The sequence below is a fragment of the Prevotella melaninogenica genome (assembly GCF_013267595.1).
GTDB classification, from domain to species: domain Bacteria; phylum Bacteroidota; class Bacteroidia; order Bacteroidales; family Bacteroidaceae; genus Prevotella; species Prevotella melaninogenica_D.
On sequence record NZ_CP054010.1, the window covers coordinates 1,108,166 to 1,127,044 of the forward strand.

Below are 18,879 nucleotides of genomic sequence, written 5' to 3' on the forward strand. Positions count from 1 at the left end.
GTGAGCAGTGGGAGGGACTATTGCCACGAGAGGAATAGATTGTGAGTTACAGACGTATAGATACTTCCTTAGCGACGACACTGTCCTCTCCCTCTGTCCATGTTACAAGAACCAGTTTCCGAAACCAGAGCCACCACCAATGCCGTGGGTCTGTACATTCTGCGAAGCTTCCAACGCATCTAATGATGACAAGCCTATTTCGTGACCTAAGTAGAAATAGAGTGGGTCGTTCGGGTCGATGGTTGTAGGGTCAGTATCAAAGCTACTGCAGAACACTTTGATAGGGATATTAAAGCGGAAAAGCTCCTTCCATTCTGAATCTGCCCCATACTCCTTTGGCTCGTCAGGGTTGTAAGCCTCCGAACAGATGAACGGACTGCGGAAGACATAGGTTGAATGGCGACTGAGATACTCGTCCTTCGGTATCAATGCCTTCTTTCCTTTCGGGCATTTCATCACTCTTACAGACAGATAGAACTTTGGTAAGAGGTAAGACGGACGTGTATAACGACCTGCCTCACCCGTTGCTGGGTCCAAACGGCGTGTAATCTCTAATGGCCACTCTTGATGAAGCGCATCGTTTTCATCGGCATCAATGTCGAAGTTGAAGTGTCCCTTCAGTCCTACACGGTCTTGGTCGTAGGGTGCAACCGCCCAGTCAGCATCCTCACGGGTCAACGGTGGGAGCAGACGTTGGTTGAACAACTCACGTGCTCCGTCAGCCATTGCGTTATGAATCCACGTGTCACGATAGGTATATTCAAATATCTTCGGAGTCAGTTCGGCACGTTCTTTCCACGTCGTCTTATTCGCAAAGAGTGGAGAAGGCACCGGTGTCGTGTCGACTGTACCGCCCTTCTTCCAGTCACCAAACTTGTTCTTCTTTGGTTTCCACGTTCCTCGGCAGTCCATCACTTCGTAAGGATTACCCTTATCGTCGACCTCGCTCACCGTGAAGAATATCTGATATTCATCAGAGTGGTCGAGAATATCATCGTTCATCAGCTTACCTTCCTTATCGAAGAAGTAGAGGCAGAGGCCCCAACGCTTCAGTTTTCCACCGATGATACGGATGTAATCAGGTCCAGTCTTACCATCGCTCTGTTCAAGATACGTCACCGTACTCTGGCGTTGCACCTCAACCGTAGGCCATTTTGCTGTATTGTTGCGGATAATGACAAACTCCTCTTGCTTCCAAGGGGCGTTATGATAGACGAAGTTACCGTGCATCATACCGTCACCGTGGGAGTGTCCCTCCTTAAACATAGCCAAGCAGGTAGCCCAACCATTGAAAGCTCCGTCTGGGTCGGGGTTATTCACCTGCTCAGAGACCTTTATCTTCGACAGACTATCTACATAACGGTCTGCGCCACTACGTGCTAATCCCTTACTTTCTAAGGGATTTTCGTTATAATCAACATGTACATTGCCAAACACAAAGTTGTCACATGAAGTGAAAACAGCGGCAACACATGATAATAAAAGAATGTTCTTGAATATCTTATTCATCTTCCCAATTCGTTATTACATCAATACTACGTTATGTCTGTACTGTGTGAAGAAGTCTTGTGGCTGTGTCAGCATACGCCAGAGCTGTGCCTTGTTGGCAGCAGGATAGAATCGCTTAACATCTTCAAAACACTTGTCTTCACCGTCCTTGGTATTGGCTATCACACGAACAGACAGCGGATAGTCAATATCAAAGCTATCCCAACCGGGTTGTAACTGGTTGAAATCCCATAGGAAGCTATGCTCGCTATTGTTCGTATTGCAGTACTTCGCAGGCTTTTCCGACTCTCCCACGTGCTGCTGTCCTTTGTTAAGAATGTGACAGATGCGCACCTGCAGCTGGAAAGCGATGTCTGATTTGTGAAACTGCATGATGCCCTTAAAGCCCAATCGGTCTAAGTCTGAGCCGACGTCTAAGCTGCGTTTCTGATGCAGTAAACCCACGGTATGACCATAACGCTGGCGTGGTGCCTCTGTGTCTGGGTCGGTGAAGTCATCGTTATAAGCTTCTGTAAAAAGTTTTCCGAGTTCTTCTTCCACTGGATCCGTGTCACGATACTCGTAGGTGAAGACCTCTGGAGTAATCTTATTTAGCTCCATTGGATCAATAGTTTTGTAGAGATGATAGATCTTTCCACCGAAGTTATAAGGCTGCAAAGCCTCTGGTTTTCCCGATACCTCAATCGACTTCCATGCCAACTCACTATCGAACGGCACTAAATTCTGTCCCAATGTGTAGCCATCAGGGACATAGATGTTAGAAGTTGAGAACTTTGTGGCAGCTTCCATTGCTCCACCTTTCTCTTTAAAGGTGTATCGGTCATAATAAGTAGGTAGTGAAGCCAACGAACGTGGGTATGCCATTTGCAATCCACGCACCTCCTGTCCGTGTCCTGTAGAGCTACTATCTGCCACTGCTTTGTTCAAAGATGCGTTACCAATACCGAAGAAGTGCTGGTGAACAAGGAGTGTTGCGTTGTCTTCATCAGGAACGTTATAACCGTCTTTATCTTTCATGAAGGGATAACCAGAGAACTGATGGTTGATGAGCATACCGTTTTGATCGTAGTACTTCAGCTCCAATCCATAGTAGATATCGTCTGAAGCAATCACATCAAAGCAGTCGCGCTCTGTCGTAATTGTCATCTGTCCGTCGTCATCTTTGGCAATATCAATCTCCTGCATGACAGGGATAGAGGTCGAGCCACTGACAAGATGATAGGTGTTATAGGCTTGAATAGAGTCGTTTCCGTCAGGTCCAACACCAATCATTCCCCCCTTATAGCCCATTCTTAAGATGGCATGAACCGCATAAATCTGCTCATGTCCCTTCACATCTCGCTCAATAGAGGAAGGAGGAGCTTGTATAATCTTCTTGAAGAAATCGTCAACTTGGTCGTTAGAGCAACTTCCGAAGAGAAGTCCCACTGCTGCCGTGGCAAGTATGAGGCGTATGTCTTTATATAGTTTCATATTCTTTTTCAGCTAATTAGAACTTAAACAATGTGCGTAAAGAGAAGTTTGATCCGCGCTCATGGGCGTAGTATCTGAAACGGTCGGTGTACTCCTTATAGAGTGCGTTGAGGATGTTATCACCGACAATCATAAACTTCAACTCTCTATTCTGTGGTAACGCGATGCGGAACTCAGCCGTACCATTCAGTAGGAAATAGGCTGGTGGCGAATCGGGAACGAGGTCTTTATCGGGATCAAAGCGGGTCTGCTTGGTCACGTAGATACCTGAGAGCGACAGCGACGAACGATACTTATGATTCTTTGTTAGCGGTAGGTCGTAGGTCGCTGATAGTCCGTAACGGTCTGATGGCATGAAAGGTAGCCAGTCGTTATGGGTCAGGTTGCGTGCAAACATCCATTCTCCCTTGCCGACAAAGGTCAGACCTTGCAGTGGCTTCACGGTTGCTTCGATGTCACCACCATAGAGTTTCACATCGTCTTGGTCGTAGATAAACTTCGGATACTTACCACTTGGATGGTTGTGGAAGCGATCCTTACCTGTTCCGATGTGGTCGTAGATATAGCTATTGATACGCTGGAAGAAGACACTTGGCTCTACAGAGAACCATGTGTTCCTATACTTCGTACCTAACACGAGTTTATAACCACGCTCGCTGGCAAGATTTTTATTGCCTACTACCCAATAGGAACCGTCTTGCAAGCCAATGGCATAGAGCTCATTGATATCTGGTGGACGCCATGACCAACCGATATTCGCACGTGCATCCCACTTGTCACTGAACTGATAGTGGGTGGCAAGGCTCATGGTGAAGTTACTATAGAGTTTGAAGTCGTCGTAGTAGGTGTAATTGCTGAGGCTGCTATATCCATTCACCGACAACACACGGAAGTCGTAACGCATACCGAGTGCACACTGCAACTTACCAAACTCTGCCTTATGAAGGAAATATCCACCCATCGAAAGGGCTGCAAAGTTAGGAACAAAAGCTGGCTGTTTCGTACCCGGATAGTTGAAGTTCGTTTGGTAAGTGTTTGAAAGACCAGCGTCAGTTGTCATCTTCCATAGTTTCCATTTCGCTTGCCAAAGTACATCGAACTTATAGGTTTTCAGCATCAGGTCCTGCATTGGAATCCAACTCCATTGTGTCTTCTTTCGATTTTCAAACTCTTGACGGAGATTCTCTTGGAAGGATAGCGTGAAATTGAGGTGATGGTTAGGATTAAGTTCCCATTTCAGTTCACCCTTCAACGTCACGTGTTGCGACTGTTGGAACGGTGGTTTAATTTCGTAAGAGAAGGGTTTAACGGTCTCTGGATCAGGTCGTCCGTATTCAAAACGCTTGATCAACTGTGATAGGTCGGATATCTTACTGGCGTAATAGATTCCACTTCGCTGATAGTAGATACTTGAGAAGAGGGTTGCCGTCAGTTTCTTTCCTTGCCAACCCGCTAAGGCTGAGAAACTTATGGTGTTATATCCTGTGTTGTTCAGTACGTAGTCGGCTGTATGATAGTCGCCTCCCTTCGTGTACATTCCATGCAGGCGCAAACCAAACTGCTTATAACCCGTCTCGATAGTACCCGACCCACTGAAGCCTCGCGCATTGGTATCGTAACCCATGTTGACGTTTCCATTCACCTTAATCTTCTTGTTTTCGTAGGGTAGGGGCGCATCATTCAAGAGTACCACACCGCCCATTGCACCGAAGCCATAGCGAATACACTCGGCACCTTTCACCACTTCTACCATGCTCGAACCTGTATAGTCAAGCTCTGGTGCGTGGTCGGCACCCCAACTCTGGCTTTCTAATCGTACTCCATTGTTCATCAAGAGAATACGACTACTGTGCATACCTTGAATAACAGGCTTTGCAATCGTGTTTCCAGTACTGATAGAACTAACGCCAGGGATGGTTTCCAATAGTTTTGCCAATGATGTAGCACCACCTTTTTCCAATGCTTCCTGACTGATAGCTGACGACTGCTGTAAGACGGTCGTGTGTCGTTTCTGTGCCGTGACAGTGACATTATCTAATTGTTTAGAATCATCCTTCAACTGTAAGGTTATCATGTGGCTGTCGGGAACGCTAACAACACGTGTCACCGTCTTATAACCTACGTAGGTAACCGTCAGTTTCAAGCGGTCGGCAGCACGCTTGAGTTTAATCGTACACCTACCGTCGATGTCTGTCACCGAGGGATTTGAAACACCTTCGCAACGTACGACAGCACCGATGAGCGGCTCTTGTGACAGTTCGGAAACAACCCGAACGGTTACAGATGTTTTGACATCTTTATCCTCATCCTCCACTGTCTCCTGCCCATGTACAGCCGTAGCATGGACGTAGGTGGGTGGGAATAAGAACAAAGAACTTAAGAGAGTGGCGGACAGGTAGTATCTGACACGCCTTTCATAGTTCATTTTTAATTTGTTCATATATACTTAGATTACAAATGGTTTTTAATAAACAGACGCAATTCCCCCTACCTTCACAGCGGAGGAACGAATCTATAAGGGTTTACTCAGGCTTCAGACCAAGACGCAGGTGTCTGCAAATGAAGTCAGCCTTGTATTTTCATTTGTTACGATTTACGACTGCAAAAGTAGAAAAAATATATACATCGTACAATACTTACTTTTAGTGAATTTGCATAATCCCCATTTCTTGGTAGGCGAAACATAGCCTCCTCTTTCGTCCTAACAATCCATTTTGTAAGAATAAAGTCACGCCTCGTTTTTTATACATGCTCTTTACCCTTCAAATTAACGCCCTTTTGACTTGCAAAAGGTGCCCTTTAAGCCCCTTACTAACGCCCTTTTGGACCCCTATTAAGCACCTTTCGAAACCCGCCTTTGCAACAACTTGATAACAAAAGACTTATAGAGGCACTAAAATCACTCGTTCTTAACCACTTTTCCTACCATTTCTTTAACTATAATATAAAGAAAATTCAAACACCGACTACGAATTTTTATCCTTTGAACTTTGAACATTGAACATTGAACATTTTATCCATTGAACTTTGAACTTTGAATATTGAACTTTTTGATTTGTGCTTTAACCCTTGTACTATATCGGTAATCATAATTATGAATTATGAATTATGAATTTTGAATTATAATTCTGAATTCTGAATTAAAGTAGTAATCATAATTATGAATTATGAATTCTGAATTCTGAATTATTAAAAAAAGTTTTGTATATTTGCCTTTGATTTATAGAGGAGTAGTAGTTAAGTCTACATAAAACAGATGAAAAGAACAAAGACATACAGCATAATTACAGGGTGGGTAGCTTGTCTACTCCTTCTGATGCTTGCTGCCTGTAATGTTCCACACGCACAAGAAGTTGACGAATTAAACGACAAGGCATATGCCTTGCACTATCGTAATCTCGACTCTGTGAGAATCTATGCGGATAAAGCCTACGGTCTGACAGGAAGCTATGACGCAGGAAAGGCGGAGGCATTAAACAATCTTGCTTTCGTTGACTTGATGAAGATGCGCTTTACAAAAGCCTATGCTAAACTCGATTCTGTCCTCAAAATCACTGATAACCAAGTGGAACTCTTGGTGGCTGACATTCAGTTTATGCGCCTTTGTCAGCGTGAGTCGCTCAATAAGGAGTTCTACGACTACTATGAAAAAGCACAGAAACGAATCCATCGTATCGAAGAAGACGAGAAACTACTCTCTCCTCGGCAACGTCGTCGCATGGTTTATGCGCGCTCAGAGTTTGCCATTGTCACTTCTACATACTATTATTACGTAGGTTTGGAGCAGCCATCTATCAAAGCAATCAGCCAGATTAATCCCGATGGAGAGATACAAACCGACATGGCTCAGCTCTTGGCTTATTACTATAACATCGGTTCGGGTGGTATTATCAATACCAATTCGCAGAAAGCCATAGAGCAAAAAGAGTTTGAATATCTCATACGTTGTTATATGCTTGCACGCCAGCACAACTTCCCTTATTGGGAGGCAAACTCCTTGCAGGCGATCAGTGAGCTGATTCTGAACGATAAGAGTCGAGCAACACTGATGCACGATAACCTACCGTCGTTCCAATATATCAACCTTGATAACATGCCTGAGCAACTTCTTGCAGGCAACTTAGCACAGCGATCACTGCATATCTTCCAACGTTATGGAGACGTTTATCAGACGGCAGGTTCCTATCGTACCTTGGCTTCATGCTATTGGCAGATAAAGGATTACCGCTCGGCTATCATCTGTCTGAACAAGGCTTTGCACGATAATCCAGCTATCAATCAGGCACCCGACCTTGTTGCGTCTATCCGTGAACAGTTGAGTGTTACGTATTCGGCTATAAATAATAAGCAACAAAGTGATTATAACCGTAACATCTACCTTGATCTTCAGGACGAAACTCGACAAGACAGATACCTTACATCACGTGCTGAACAGTTAGAGCGTACGTCAAAACAGCTGAATCTTATCATCCTTGCGGTGGGACTTTCTATATTCTTTGTGCTTGCTTCGCTTGTCCTCTTCCATTATCTTCGTCGAAGAAAGGACACACAGGGTTCGTTAGACGATCTCCTCCTTCCGCTTGAACAATGGCGTCATAACAATGAAAAGCACATGGCGGAACTGGCTGATAAGTATGAAGAGGTGTCTGAACAACTTGTTATCAACAAGTTACATCTTACGGATAATAAGCGTAAACACCTTGAACAACGGGCTAAGATTTCGCTTGTTAATGGTGTTATCCCACTCATCGACCGTATGTTACACGAGATTGAGAAGCTCAAGAAGGGTGGCGAAAGCGATGCTGTGCAGGCAGAACGTTACACTTATATCCGTGAGTTGACCGATAAGATTAACGAATTAAACGCTGTTCTCACAGAGTGGATTCAGCTTAGACAAGGTAAACTGTCGCTACATATTGAGAGTTTCCCTATACAACAAGTGTTCGATATCGTGAAGAAAGGACGCATGGGCTTCCATATGAAGGGTATCGACCTACGTGTAGAAGACACGAAAGCTGTTGTCAAAGCCGACCGCGTTCTGACGCTTTTCATGGTGAATACCTTGGCTGATAATGCGCGTAAGTTTACTGAAAAAGGCGGTAAGGTGACCATTTCATCCATTGAAGAGTCGGACTATGTTGAGATATCTGTTGCCGATACGGGCTGCGGACTCACTGAGGAAGAACAACAACATATCTTCGACCATAAACCAATCCATGACCAGAAAGACAGTGCTTCGCATGGTTTTGGACTGATGAATTGTAATGGTATCATCAATAAATACAAGAAGATTAGTCAGATATTCTCTGTTTGTGAGATGGGTGTAGAGAGCAAGAAGGACAAAGGAAGCCGTTTCTTCTTTCGTTTGCCAAAGGGTATTAGCCGTATCTTGTTGGCTTTCGTCCTCGCTACAGCCTCCCTCCTGACGGCTCAGGCACGTCCTACAAGAGCCAGCGACAAGGCTACTGCCCTTGCAAAGAAGGACTATAACACCCTCGCAGGTATCTATGCAGACTCAGCTTACTTCTCAAATATCAATGGTTCCTATAGTAAGACATTGGCTTATGCAGACACATGTCGTTACTATCTGAACCTCCATTACCTCCAACTTCGCCCTAAAGGAAAGGAGTTGATGAAGCAACTTGGAAGCCTTTCTATCGTTCCTGCGGAGATTAAGTGGTATCATGATAGCCTACCGATGAACTATGGTATCATCCTCGATATACGTAATGAGAGTGCTGTGGCAGCATTGGCACTGCACGAATGGGAGGTTTATAAATACAATAACTCTGTTTATACCCACCTCTTTAAGGAGCGTTATGCCGATAACTCATTGGGCGAATACTGTCGAATGATGATGAAATCGGAGACCAATAAGAATGTGGCTGTTGCCCTTCTTGTGCTTTTCCTGCTTTCAATCTTCCCTGTTTATTACGTGATGTATTATCGTCATCGTCTCTCTTATCAGTTCTGTTTGGAGCGTGTGAAGCAGATAAACACAATCCTTCTCAGTGATGTGAGCGAAGAAAACAAACTTAGAGAGGTTGAGAAAGGTGTAAGCGACAGATTCCCAGAACGATTACTTGCTATCGTCAACCAGATTAAGGAGGCACTAATTGCCTCTGTTGAGGAGAATCAAAAGAGCCAATCAGACATAGAAATGCTCGAAGATGAGGTGCGTTGTGTGGAATATGAGAACGAGCGTTTGCACATTAGTAACAGCATTCTTGATAACTGTCTATCAACACTCAAGCATGAAACGATGTACTATCCTTCACGTATTCGCCAGCTTGTAGACGAACCTGATGGTCAACTTGAGGCGATTGACGAGTTGGCAATCTACTATAAAGAACTCTATCAGATTCTAAGTCAGCAGGCAATGAGCCAAGTAGAATCCGTGAAACTCGTGTCGCGCCCAGTGGATATCACGACATTGGTGAGTCCATCGAAGCTGACAACAACCTTCGAGTCACCACTCATCAGTGGCGACCCTGTCTTCCTTGCTTATTTATTTGATATACTATATCTTATCAATAACAACCAACCACTGACGGTCACAGCCGAAGAGCATCAGCCTGGTTACGTCACCCTACATGTCATCATGTCGACACTGACACTCTCTGATGACGTTTGTCGCGACCTCTTCCAGCCTTCTGCCGACCGTTTGATGTTCTTTATCTGCCGACAGATAGCCCGCGACAATGGTGAATCTACCAATAAGCGTGGCTGTGGTATCTCAGCGAATGCGACACCAAATGGCGTGAGAATAGATGTGGTTTTGGCAAAAGCAAATTAAGAAACATAACTAAACAACATATACCTATGGAGAATTTTAGAGTCATCATCGTTGAAGACGTACCCTTGGAGTTAAAAGGAACGGAGGGTATCTTTCGAAACGAAATCCCTGAAGCCGAGATTATTGGAACAGCAGAAAGCGAAGTTGCCTATTGGAAACTCATTAAACAAAACCTGCCCGACCTCGTGCTTCTCGACCTTGGATTGGGTGGTTCAACAACGGTGGGAGTAGAAATCTGCCGTCAAACAAAACAGACTTATCCACATGTAAAGGTGCTGATCTTTACGGGTGAGATATTGAATGAAAAGCTATGGGTCGACGTCCTCGATGCTGGTGCTGATGGTATCTGTCTGAAGAGTGGCGAACTATTGACACGTGGCGACGTGGCAAGTGTTATGTCGGGCAAGCGAATGGTATTCAATCAGCCTATCCTCGAAAAGATTGTAGGCAGATTCAAGATGAGTGTGAGCGGTCAGCTGATGCACCAAGAAGCAATGGTTAGCTACGAGATTGACGAGTATGATGAGCGCTTCCTACGCCACCTTGCACTCGGTTATACCAAGGAACAGATTACCAACCTACGTGGTATGCCATTCGGTGTAAAGAGCTTAGAGAAACGACAGAACGAACTCGTACAAAAGTTCTTCCCTGATGGTAACAATGGTATGAGCGTCAACGCAACGCGTCTTGTTGTACGTGCATTAGAACTACGTATTATCGACATCGACAACCTCCACGCTGATGAGGAATAAGTTAGGTTATATAGTCTTAGTGCTTCTCATAGCCCAGTTAGCACTGATACTGCTCTCATGGCTTCTTACGGCAGCTTTTCCCGAGCTTCCGATGCGGTCTATGCTGAGCAGTGAGGGCATCCGTTGGTTCTTTGGCTCATTTGTCAGCAACCAACTTTCACCACTGCTTATCTACTTTATTATGGCAGTGATGGCAGCAGGTGCGTGCGTTCGCAGTCGCCTTTATACTGCATTACGTGCGATGCTATTAAACATGAGAAGCGGCCTAACAAACTCATCTAACAATCGTTACAGATTCCATTACCGTGAGAAGGTTGGTCTACGCATAGCATTGGTCGAGTTCATCGCCTATATGATTGTTATGCTCCTTCTTACGGCTATTCCCCATGCCATTCTCCTAAGCGTGACGGGACAGTTATTCCCCAGTTCCTTCTCTTCCAGTTTTATCCCTTCATTATCATTCGTCATCACGATTATGTCACTAACCTACGGTGTGGCGAGTGGTACGATAGACAGTGTCATAAAGATGCACAAGATTCTTGTAGGCGGTTTAGAGGTCGGCTCCAAGTTCATCCCCACCTACGTCATCGGCATTCAACTCTATATGTCAGTCATATATGTGTTTATCCTATAGCCTCAACGTATATTAGTATAGGTTTGTAAACAGCCTCTCACACATGCTTAGAGCTCCCTGCACCAACGGTACCTCTATGGTCAACATATTTTTAAATATAAACTCCCTTAGCTCCGTGACTCTGTGTGAGATTTAGTTTAAGCAACAAAGGATTGGAAATATATTTACAAAACAAGTGAGGAGGAGGCTGGTAATTGTGCTAAAAACAAGCAAATCTGATACCTTTGTAAGTCTTTTGTTATCAAGTAGTTGCAAAGGTGGTTTTCAAAAGGTGCTTAATTGGACTTCAAAAAGGCGTTAGTTAGGGGCTTAAAGGGCACCTTTTGCAAGCCAAAAGGGCGTTAATTGGAATCCAAAAGAGCATGTATTGGTTTTGAGATACATAAAAATAGTTTACAAATTCCTATAATTTGGAAATAAGTTGTTGGTGGAATACGGATAGGTATAGTATTTTTGCATTTAACTTTTAGTTTATTTCCCTTTGTATAACTATCTTATTCGGGATTTCCATACCACACAAGCATGTAAACCTTTATTCTATTTCCAGTCTATGCATTTAACGGAAGAACCAAAGATAAGTAGTCAAAACAGCTGATGATATGGATGATTTACTGACAAGATATAATAAACTTCTTAGGCAATATGAGGTTTTGCACAAAGAGAATGAGGTTCTGAAATCACTTCTAAAAATCCATGGTATTGAATATGAAACAAGGATGAAAGAAGATATGAATAAACCTATATATTCTTTGGTTTCAGTTCCAACCATTACTCTTTCGATTGATGAGCGCTTAAGACTTTTCCAATCCTTATTTAAAGGAAGGGAAGATGTCTTTGCTCGGAGATGGTTTAGTAAGACTACTGGTAAATCTGGATATCAACCTGTTTGTATTAATGAGTGGAAACAAGGAATCTGTGATAAGAAGAAGTATAGGTGTGTAATATGTCAAAATAGAAACTTTGCACCACTAACAACTCAAGATATGTATCGCCATTTAGAAGGAAAAGATGAGTATTGCTGTGATGTTGTGGGACTCTATGCTATCATGCAAGATAATAACTGTGCTTTCCTTTGTGCCGATTTTGATGACAAGAACTGTAAGTATGGTTATAAAGAAGATGTACTTGCCTATGTGGGTGTGTGCAGAGAATGGCTGATTCCCTATGCCATAGAGCGCTCGAGATCAGGGAATGGTGCCCACGTGTGGATTTTCTTTGAAGCGCCTCTACCAGCATCTAAGGCGAGGAGATTAGGAAATACTATACTAACCGAAGCTATGACGCGTAATGGACAGATGTCGTTCAACTCCTATGATCGATTCTTTCCCAATCAAGATTATTTGCCAGAAGGAGGCTTTGGCAACCTCGTTGCACTCCCACTACAAGGTCAGGCACGCAGGAAACAGAACAGTGTTTTTGTTGATAATGATTTCCTTGTATATAAGGATCAATGGGCATTTCTATATAATCTTAAGAAAATACAAGAATTTACTATCGACCAACTACTACGCCTGCATTATCAAGAAGAACTTGGAAAACTGTCTATGTCGAGCGAAAGCAAGCCATGGGTTACCCCTTTGCCGCAAAATATTACACAAGAAGACTTCCATGCTAAGGTTGAGATAATCAAAGCAGACAAACTATACATCCCATTGAAGGCTGTTTCTGCAAAGGTACTAAACCATCTGAAAAGAATTGCAGCCTTCAAGAATCCTGAATTTTACAGTAAGCAAGCACTCCGTCTTTCTACATATGCCATTCCACGCATAATCTCATGTTTTGATATTACTAACGAATACCTTGCTATGCCACGTGGTTGTGAGGATGTTACTCGATCTTTCCTTAACGATAATGCTGTAACATACACTATTATTGATAAAACAAATCATGGCAATAAGATTTCTGTTTCTTTTCAAGGGGAAGAAAGAGAGGAACAGTTGGAAGCCATCAATGCCCTATTACCATATACGAATGGCATCCTACATGCCACTACCGCTTTTGGGAAAACCGTTACTGCAGCGGCTATCATCGCTCGTAAGAAAGTAAATACACTCATCCTTGTTCATTCGAAAGCATTACTTAAACAATGGCATGACCGCTTAACAGAGTTTCTTAATATAGACTATCCAAAACATGAAGAAAAGAATAAACGTGGTAGACGTAAGGTATTTTCTCCTATAGGTTGCTTTGATTCATCAGGGAATACGCTTCACGGTATTATTGACATAGCCCTTATACAGTCATGTTTGGATGAAGATGGTGTAAAACCATTTGTACAGGACTACGGAATGGTAATTGTTGACGAATGTCATCATGTGTCTTCTATAACCTTTGAACAAGTATTGATGTCTATAAAAGCTCACACCATATATGGGTTAACAGCTACCCCCATTCGCAAAGACGGTCATCAACCAATCATCTTCATGCAATGTGGTCCAATACGATTTTCTACTGATGTTAAAAGTCAGATAGCTAAGCAATCCTTCGATAGGTTTCTTATTCCAAGATTTACATCATATAACTCTATTTTAGAGGACAGGCTATCAATTGCAACCTTATATAAATATATATCCGAAGATGAGATACGCAATAATCTCATTGTAGAAGATATTTGCAAAGCAGTTAATACAGGAAGAACACCGATCATTCTAACTAATAGAACTGCCCATGTGTCTGTATTAGCAGAGAAGTTGAAAGCTACCATCAAAAATGTTATCTCATTGACAGGGGCAGGTACGACAAGAGAAAAGCGAGAGGCAATGCAACGGCTACAAACTATTCCTGACAGCGAACAATTAGTTATTGTCGCAACGGGAAAGTATGTTGGCGAAGGCTTTGATTATCCGCGTCTTGACACCCTATTCCTTGCACTTCCAATCTCATGGAAAGGTCTTTTAACTCAGTATGCAGGTCGGCTTCATCGGGAATATGAGGGAAAGAAAGATGTACGTATCTATGACTATATCGATATCCATGAACCAATTTGCGATAGTATGTATAGAAAACGACTCAAAGGCTATGCTGCAATAGGATACAAAACAATCAATACAGCCCAACCAACATTGTTTGATCATATAAACGACATATCGTCCTCCATAGCTGAGAATCAGATATTTAATGGTTCAACTTTCTACCGCCCCTATATTTCAGATTTGATAAAAGCAAAGCGTTCCATTGTGATATCTTCACCAAAACTGTATAGAACGGAGCAAAATCCCTTAGTCACTTTGTTGAAAGAACTTGCTCAGCAGGGAATTGAAATTCTTATTACAACAGCTGCAGAGAACGAACAAACAGTATTCATCCAATCAAAGGGGCTATCTGTAAAAGTGAAACCAAAGCTATCATTATATACTACCATCATTGATAAAGAAGTTGTTTGGTATGGTTCAATAAACACGCTTGGCTATGCTTCAAAGGATGATAACATGATAAAGGTGACTGATATTCACCTTGCTAATGAATTGATAAAGATGGTACATAAACATAGTTAAGTAACATGATATATGCAAATTAGGATAAATTTAGTATAAATAAATATCTGTATCTTTCATCCTTTTCAAAGCCAAATCAAACTACGAATGTAATTATTTTTCACATCCTTCTTTTTAAAAGATGCTCTTTAGCATTCGAATCAACGCCCTTTTGGCTTGCAAAAGATGCCCTTTAAGCCTCTTACTAACGCCCTTTTGAAGTCTAACTAAGCATCTTTTGAAAAATGATTTTGTAACTTCTTCATAACAAACGAGTTACAAAGGCGATAAGAAAAGCGTTTTTTTGACTGTTTTTGGTGAATAAAGCACCGGTTAATGTAAAGATAATTCAGAGCGATGGGTTGTTTATAGGATATGAATTTGGGTCTTCAGTAATTTGAAGTGATAAGGTTTGCCACTTGTGTTTAGAGTTTGAAACAATGTCACACGGAGGCACGGAGAGGACGGAGGATTATTTAATCCAAATCGGTCATTAGACCACAATATATATAATTCTTCTTACTATGGTATTGTTTCCTAACATCTTTTATTTTCTTATCGGGATCTTGTCCGTCTTTGTAACTTGACGTAGCCCGCTACGCCTGCATTACAAAGCCAAACAATCTGTTCGATAATAAAACAAAATATGTTTAGGTTCTAATGACCGATTAGGGTTAAACCAAGATGATTAAAGTGATTAACATTAGCAAAGAGAGAGGCTTTTATCTCACGCAGAGAGTCTAAACGCATCATTACGGCATAAAGCATGACGACAAGATGATGCCATGTATCAAACTTCTTTATATAATGTTCACTTCCCTGGCTTGGCTCAGAGAGAGAATTTTATCACGATTAAAATAGTTTAACAGTTGAACATATAGCGGTTGTCCGATAAAATGTGTACTTTGGTTCATCTTATTTCATTGTTTTATTATGACAGCTACAAAGGAAATAAGAAGGGCTGACTGTGCAAAACAATCAGCCCGTTTTTTTTATTATTCTGAATTAAAAAGATATGAACGTACAAAAAGTTTTATCGGACACCAATATTAATTTACATTTTTACACACCCTCTTTCTTTTTCCAATAACCACACTTTTCGGGCTGTTCCTCCTGCATATCCTCCTAATTCTCCATTGCTTGCCACAACTCTATGGCAGGGAATGATGACCATTAATGGATTGTGGTGATTGGCATTACCCACAGCACGGGCGGCTTTGTTTCTGCCTATACGTCTTGCCAATTCAGCGTAAGAAAGCGTTTCTCCATATGGGATTTGTCGCAAACCTTCCCATGCGAGTAGCTGAAAGGGAGTGCCGTTTAATCGTATGGGGAGGTTAAAAGTCTTGCGCTTCTGAGTGAAATATTCTGTTAGCTGACGGCAAGCCTCAGTTAGTAACACGCTGTTTTGCTCCTTATCTTCCGTCCACTTCGCTACCTTTTGTTCGTCAATCGTATCTTCCCATTGGCAATAAACGATAGCATCTTCTTCCTCGGCAAGTATTAAGTTGCCGAGGGGTGAGGGGTAACGACAGAAGTACATGGTTTATTCTTCTACAATCTCAGCGTCTTCAATATTATCTGTAACCAACTTGTCGCCTGTCACAATCTTAGCTTCTTCAGCCTTCTCGTAAGATTTGCGGACAAGATACATGCGGATAATCAAGATGAATTCTAAGACGCCATAGTACATAAATGCCCATCCGAGAACTAATAATGGGAGTTGTGCAGTCTCTATTGGCTTACTAATCAACAGAATGGCTATCGCCAAGATGACTGTTGGGAAGAGCCACATATAGACCGGAACACGAGCGTACTGACGTGAACGAGCGAGGTTCATAAACTGATTGACAGCACCGAGAATCAGTAATGCTGCAAGGATATAAACCACCCATGTGATAAACGTGTTGGGCATGACGGCAAGGATGATACCCAAGGCAATACTGCCGACACCTGCAATAGGGAAGGAAGGTAACTTGAGGTTTTCTTCTTCTTGTTGTCCTTCTTGCTGTTCTGCCTTCGCTGTTTTCTTTGCTACTTTCTCCTTTTCAAAATAGTAAGCGATGCAGGAAACCAATCCAGAGAGTAGGAAGAGTATACCCACGGTGATGGTCATCCACGTCATAGTTTCCTCACGATATCTTACGAGGAGGAAACCTGTCACTAATACGATAATAGCCCTTATGGCTGATATTTGAAGTACTTTCATAGATGCAAAAATACAAAATAATCTCTATTCCAACGTTTTACTCCCTGACTTTTTATTATTTTTGCAATAAGAAATGATGAAGTTATGACATTATTATATCTTGTAAGGCATGGTGAAACGGTGGATAACGCCAATCATATTATGCAAGGACAAACACCGGGAGAACTGAATGAGCAGGGTGTCAAGCAGGCTGAAGCTCTTGCAGAACGTTTGAAAGATGAACCGATAGATGCCTTTGTTTCAAGTGATTTGCAGCGTAGTATTCATACCTGCAAACTGATTGCTGCCCCTCATGGGAAGGCTGTTACGACGACTCCATTGCTTCGTGAACGTGACTGGGGTTCGTTTACTGGGAAGTATATTCCTAATTTAGCGAATCTGAAGGACCCCTCTTTATGGCCCGATGACATCGAAAGCTTAGAAGATTTGAAGGCTCGTGCTAAGGAATTCCTTACATGGTTGAAGGAAGAATATCCTGATAAGAAGGTGCTTGCCGTAGGACATGGTATTATTAATAAAGCCATTCAAAGCATTTACTTTGATAAGCCGATGAATGAACTGAAGCCAATGGGGAATGCCGAGGTTAGGGTACTTGAGCTATAAGGTTTATAAGGCTTATTAGCCCTATAAGCCTTATTGCGCCTAATACTAAAAAGCGAAGAGGAGCCTCACTCACGTGAAACTCCTCCCCTTCATTTAAATAACTCTCTTTGTTACATCTCTAATTTGGTCTGAATGCAGTCTTACTCATTGGTTTGCTAACTGCTAAACAATCTTTATTACCTTAATTCGTCTAATCTATTTATCTTTTAAAACCTTAGTGCTTAGTATTTAAACCTGATTGAATCAACGTCTATTTATTATATCTTAATGTCGTTATCTATGTCCACCAAATGAGCTACTTCCGTTTGAAACGCTTCCACCACCTGAGCGGTTTCCGCCAAATGTTGCGCCACCACCACCGAAGCTGTTGCTTGGTGCATCGAATGAGCGACTTGGCTCATAGCTTCTTGTTGCGCCACCATAGTTCCTACTTCCACCGAAGTTACCACCATAGTTAGGTTGAGTAACCGTTGTTCGTGTTGAACTCTCTCGTGGAGCGTAGTACTGATAATTACGTGGTCCATCAAAGTTTCCGCGTTGCTGATTGCCGAAGCTGCGTGGGCGGTCGTTCTGATAAGTAGGACCATTGTTATAATAGTAGTTTCCTCCTCTATTGTAATCGCCACGTATGTAGCTATCTCTCATCCCATATCGGCTGTTATAATCTCCGCCGTAGAAGATTTCTCTTCCGTTATACCAACTTCTTCCGCCATTCATTCGCCAGCTGTGGGCTCCGTTGTAAACGTTGTAGAACGATGGTCGTCCGAAGTAATAATAGTCGCGGCGTGGATAACGAGCATAAATGCCAAATCTCCAGTAGCCTGCGTCCCATCTCAGTGGGCGGTAGAAATATGCTGCTTCAACGTATGCACGATATTGCCAATCATAGAGGATATAGCTCAAATCTACATTTCGATGTGACCAATACATTCCATAGAGGTCGTCTACCGTGTTGACATTCATGAGGTAATCCAAGTTTATTTCGTAGGCTGCCTCATATTGTGCCTCTGTCAGATTCAGCTCGTAAGCCATCTTATCTGTTAGAAAGAGTGCTTGTACTCGAGCCTGCTCATAACTCATTGCGCTTGTTGATGCGCCGATAACTATGAGCGATGCGATAAGGGTTAGTACTATCCTTCTCATAATCGTTACCTTTTTAAGTTCTTATTCAAGTTTCGGACTACTTCTAAAAGCATTTCCTAACTTTCACGATGCAAAGGAACGAAGAAAAAAAGACATGTGAAAAGGATTTCCCCTATACAGTGGGGGATTTTCCCTAAACTTGTGTTTGACACGATATAAAGCCCTAAAATCTCACCTTATTTATATATACATTTAGTTTTAGTTTTATGTTGCTGTCACTTTTAACAATTCTCGTAACCGAATGGAAATTAAATGATTACATACTGAGAGGGGATGACAGGAATGAC

Annotated in this window: 12 protein-coding genes; 5 read left to right on the forward strand and 7 right to left on the reverse strand. The window is 42.4% G+C overall.

The annotated features are described in order from the left end of the window. Window positions 1–102: 102 nt before the first annotated feature. Genes FIU21_RS04055 through FIU21_RS04065 form a run of 3 tightly spaced genes read right to left on the reverse strand, consistent with a single transcriptional unit; the run spans window position 103 to window position 5,422 of the window. The gene (locus FIU21_RS04055; protein ID WP_004360602.1) at window positions 103–1,509 is read right to left on the reverse strand and encodes a hypothetical protein; all 1,407 of its coding nucleotides are present in this window, start codon (window positions 1,507–1,509) and stop codon (window positions 103–105) included. Window positions 1,510–1,524: 15 nt separating this feature from the next. Next, the gene (locus FIU21_RS04060) at window positions 1,525–2,982 is read right to left on the reverse strand and encodes a hypothetical protein (protein WP_004360603.1); all 1,458 of its coding nucleotides are present in this window, start codon (window positions 2,980–2,982) and stop codon (window positions 1,525–1,527) included. 16 nt (window positions 2,983–2,998) lie between these two features. Then, window positions 2,999–5,422 (reverse strand): TonB-dependent receptor, encoded by a 2,424-nt coding sequence (locus FIU21_RS04065; RefSeq protein ID WP_172891301.1) that lies wholly within the window; start codon window positions 5,420–5,422, stop codon window positions 2,999–3,001. A gap of 816 nt (window positions 5,423–6,238) precedes the next feature. Between FIU21_RS04065 and FIU21_RS04070 the strand changes: the two genes are divergently transcribed. The 4 genes from FIU21_RS04070 (at window position 6,239) to FIU21_RS04085 (ending at window position 14,658) form a co-directional block, all read left to right on the forward strand. Continuing rightward, window positions 6,239–9,778 (forward strand): sensor histidine kinase, encoded by a 3,540-nt coding sequence (locus FIU21_RS04070; protein ID WP_172891302.1) that lies wholly within the window; start codon window positions 6,239–6,241, stop codon window positions 9,776–9,778. A 26-nt stretch (window positions 9,779–9,804) separates the two neighbouring features. Next, the gene (locus FIU21_RS04075; RefSeq protein ID WP_004360606.1) at window positions 9,805–10,530 is read left to right on the forward strand and encodes a DUF5932 domain-containing protein; all 726 of its coding nucleotides are present in this window, start codon (window positions 9,805–9,807) and stop codon (window positions 10,528–10,530) included. Next, the gene (locus FIU21_RS04080) at window positions 10,520–11,164 is read left to right on the forward strand and encodes a hypothetical protein (protein ID WP_004360607.1); all 645 of its coding nucleotides are present in this window, start codon (window positions 10,520–10,522) and stop codon (window positions 11,162–11,164) included. The genes FIU21_RS04075 and FIU21_RS04080 overlap by 11 nt, the downstream gene beginning before the upstream one ends. A gap of 599 nt (window positions 11,165–11,763) precedes the next feature. Beyond that, on the forward strand, window positions 11,764–14,658 hold the full coding sequence (locus tag FIU21_RS04085; RefSeq protein WP_004360608.1) for a TOTE conflict system archaeo-eukaryotic primase domain-containing protein: 2,895 nt from the start codon (window positions 11,764–11,766) through the stop codon (window positions 14,656–14,658). 636 nt (window positions 14,659–15,294) lie between these two features. On the opposite strand, the gene FIU21_RS13265 is transcribed toward FIU21_RS04085, so the two are convergent. The 3 genes from FIU21_RS13265 to FIU21_RS04100 form a co-directional block, all read right to left on the reverse strand. After that, a complete protein-coding gene (locus tag FIU21_RS13265; protein WP_231291350.1) occupies window positions 15,295–15,405 on the reverse strand; it encodes a DUF4372 domain-containing protein in 111 nt (36 codons plus the stop codon). A 286-nt stretch (window positions 15,406–15,691) separates the two neighbouring features. Continuing rightward, window positions 15,692–16,180, reverse strand: a complete 489-nt coding sequence (locus tag FIU21_RS04095) for a methylated-DNA--[protein]-cysteine S-methyltransferase (protein WP_004360609.1) — start codon at window positions 16,178–16,180, stop codon at window positions 15,692–15,694. Window positions 16,181–16,183: 3 nt separating this feature from the next. Then, window positions 16,184–16,846, reverse strand: a complete 663-nt coding sequence (locus FIU21_RS04100) for a DUF308 domain-containing protein (RefSeq protein ID WP_036886485.1) — start codon at window positions 16,844–16,846, stop codon at window positions 16,184–16,186. An 84-nt stretch (window positions 16,847–16,930) separates the two neighbouring features. Between FIU21_RS04100 and FIU21_RS04105 the strand changes: the two genes are divergently transcribed. Continuing rightward, entirely contained in the window at window positions 16,931–17,449 is a 519-nt protein-coding gene (locus FIU21_RS04105) for a histidine phosphatase family protein (protein ID WP_004360611.1), read from the forward strand. A gap of 273 nt (window positions 17,450–17,722) precedes the next feature. Here the strand turns inward: FIU21_RS04105 and FIU21_RS04110 are convergent, their stop codons facing one another. Beyond that, window positions 17,723–18,592, reverse strand: a complete 870-nt coding sequence (locus tag FIU21_RS04110; protein WP_004360612.1) for a hypothetical protein — start codon at window positions 18,590–18,592, stop codon at window positions 17,723–17,725. Window positions 18,593–18,879: the final 287 nt, after the last annotated feature.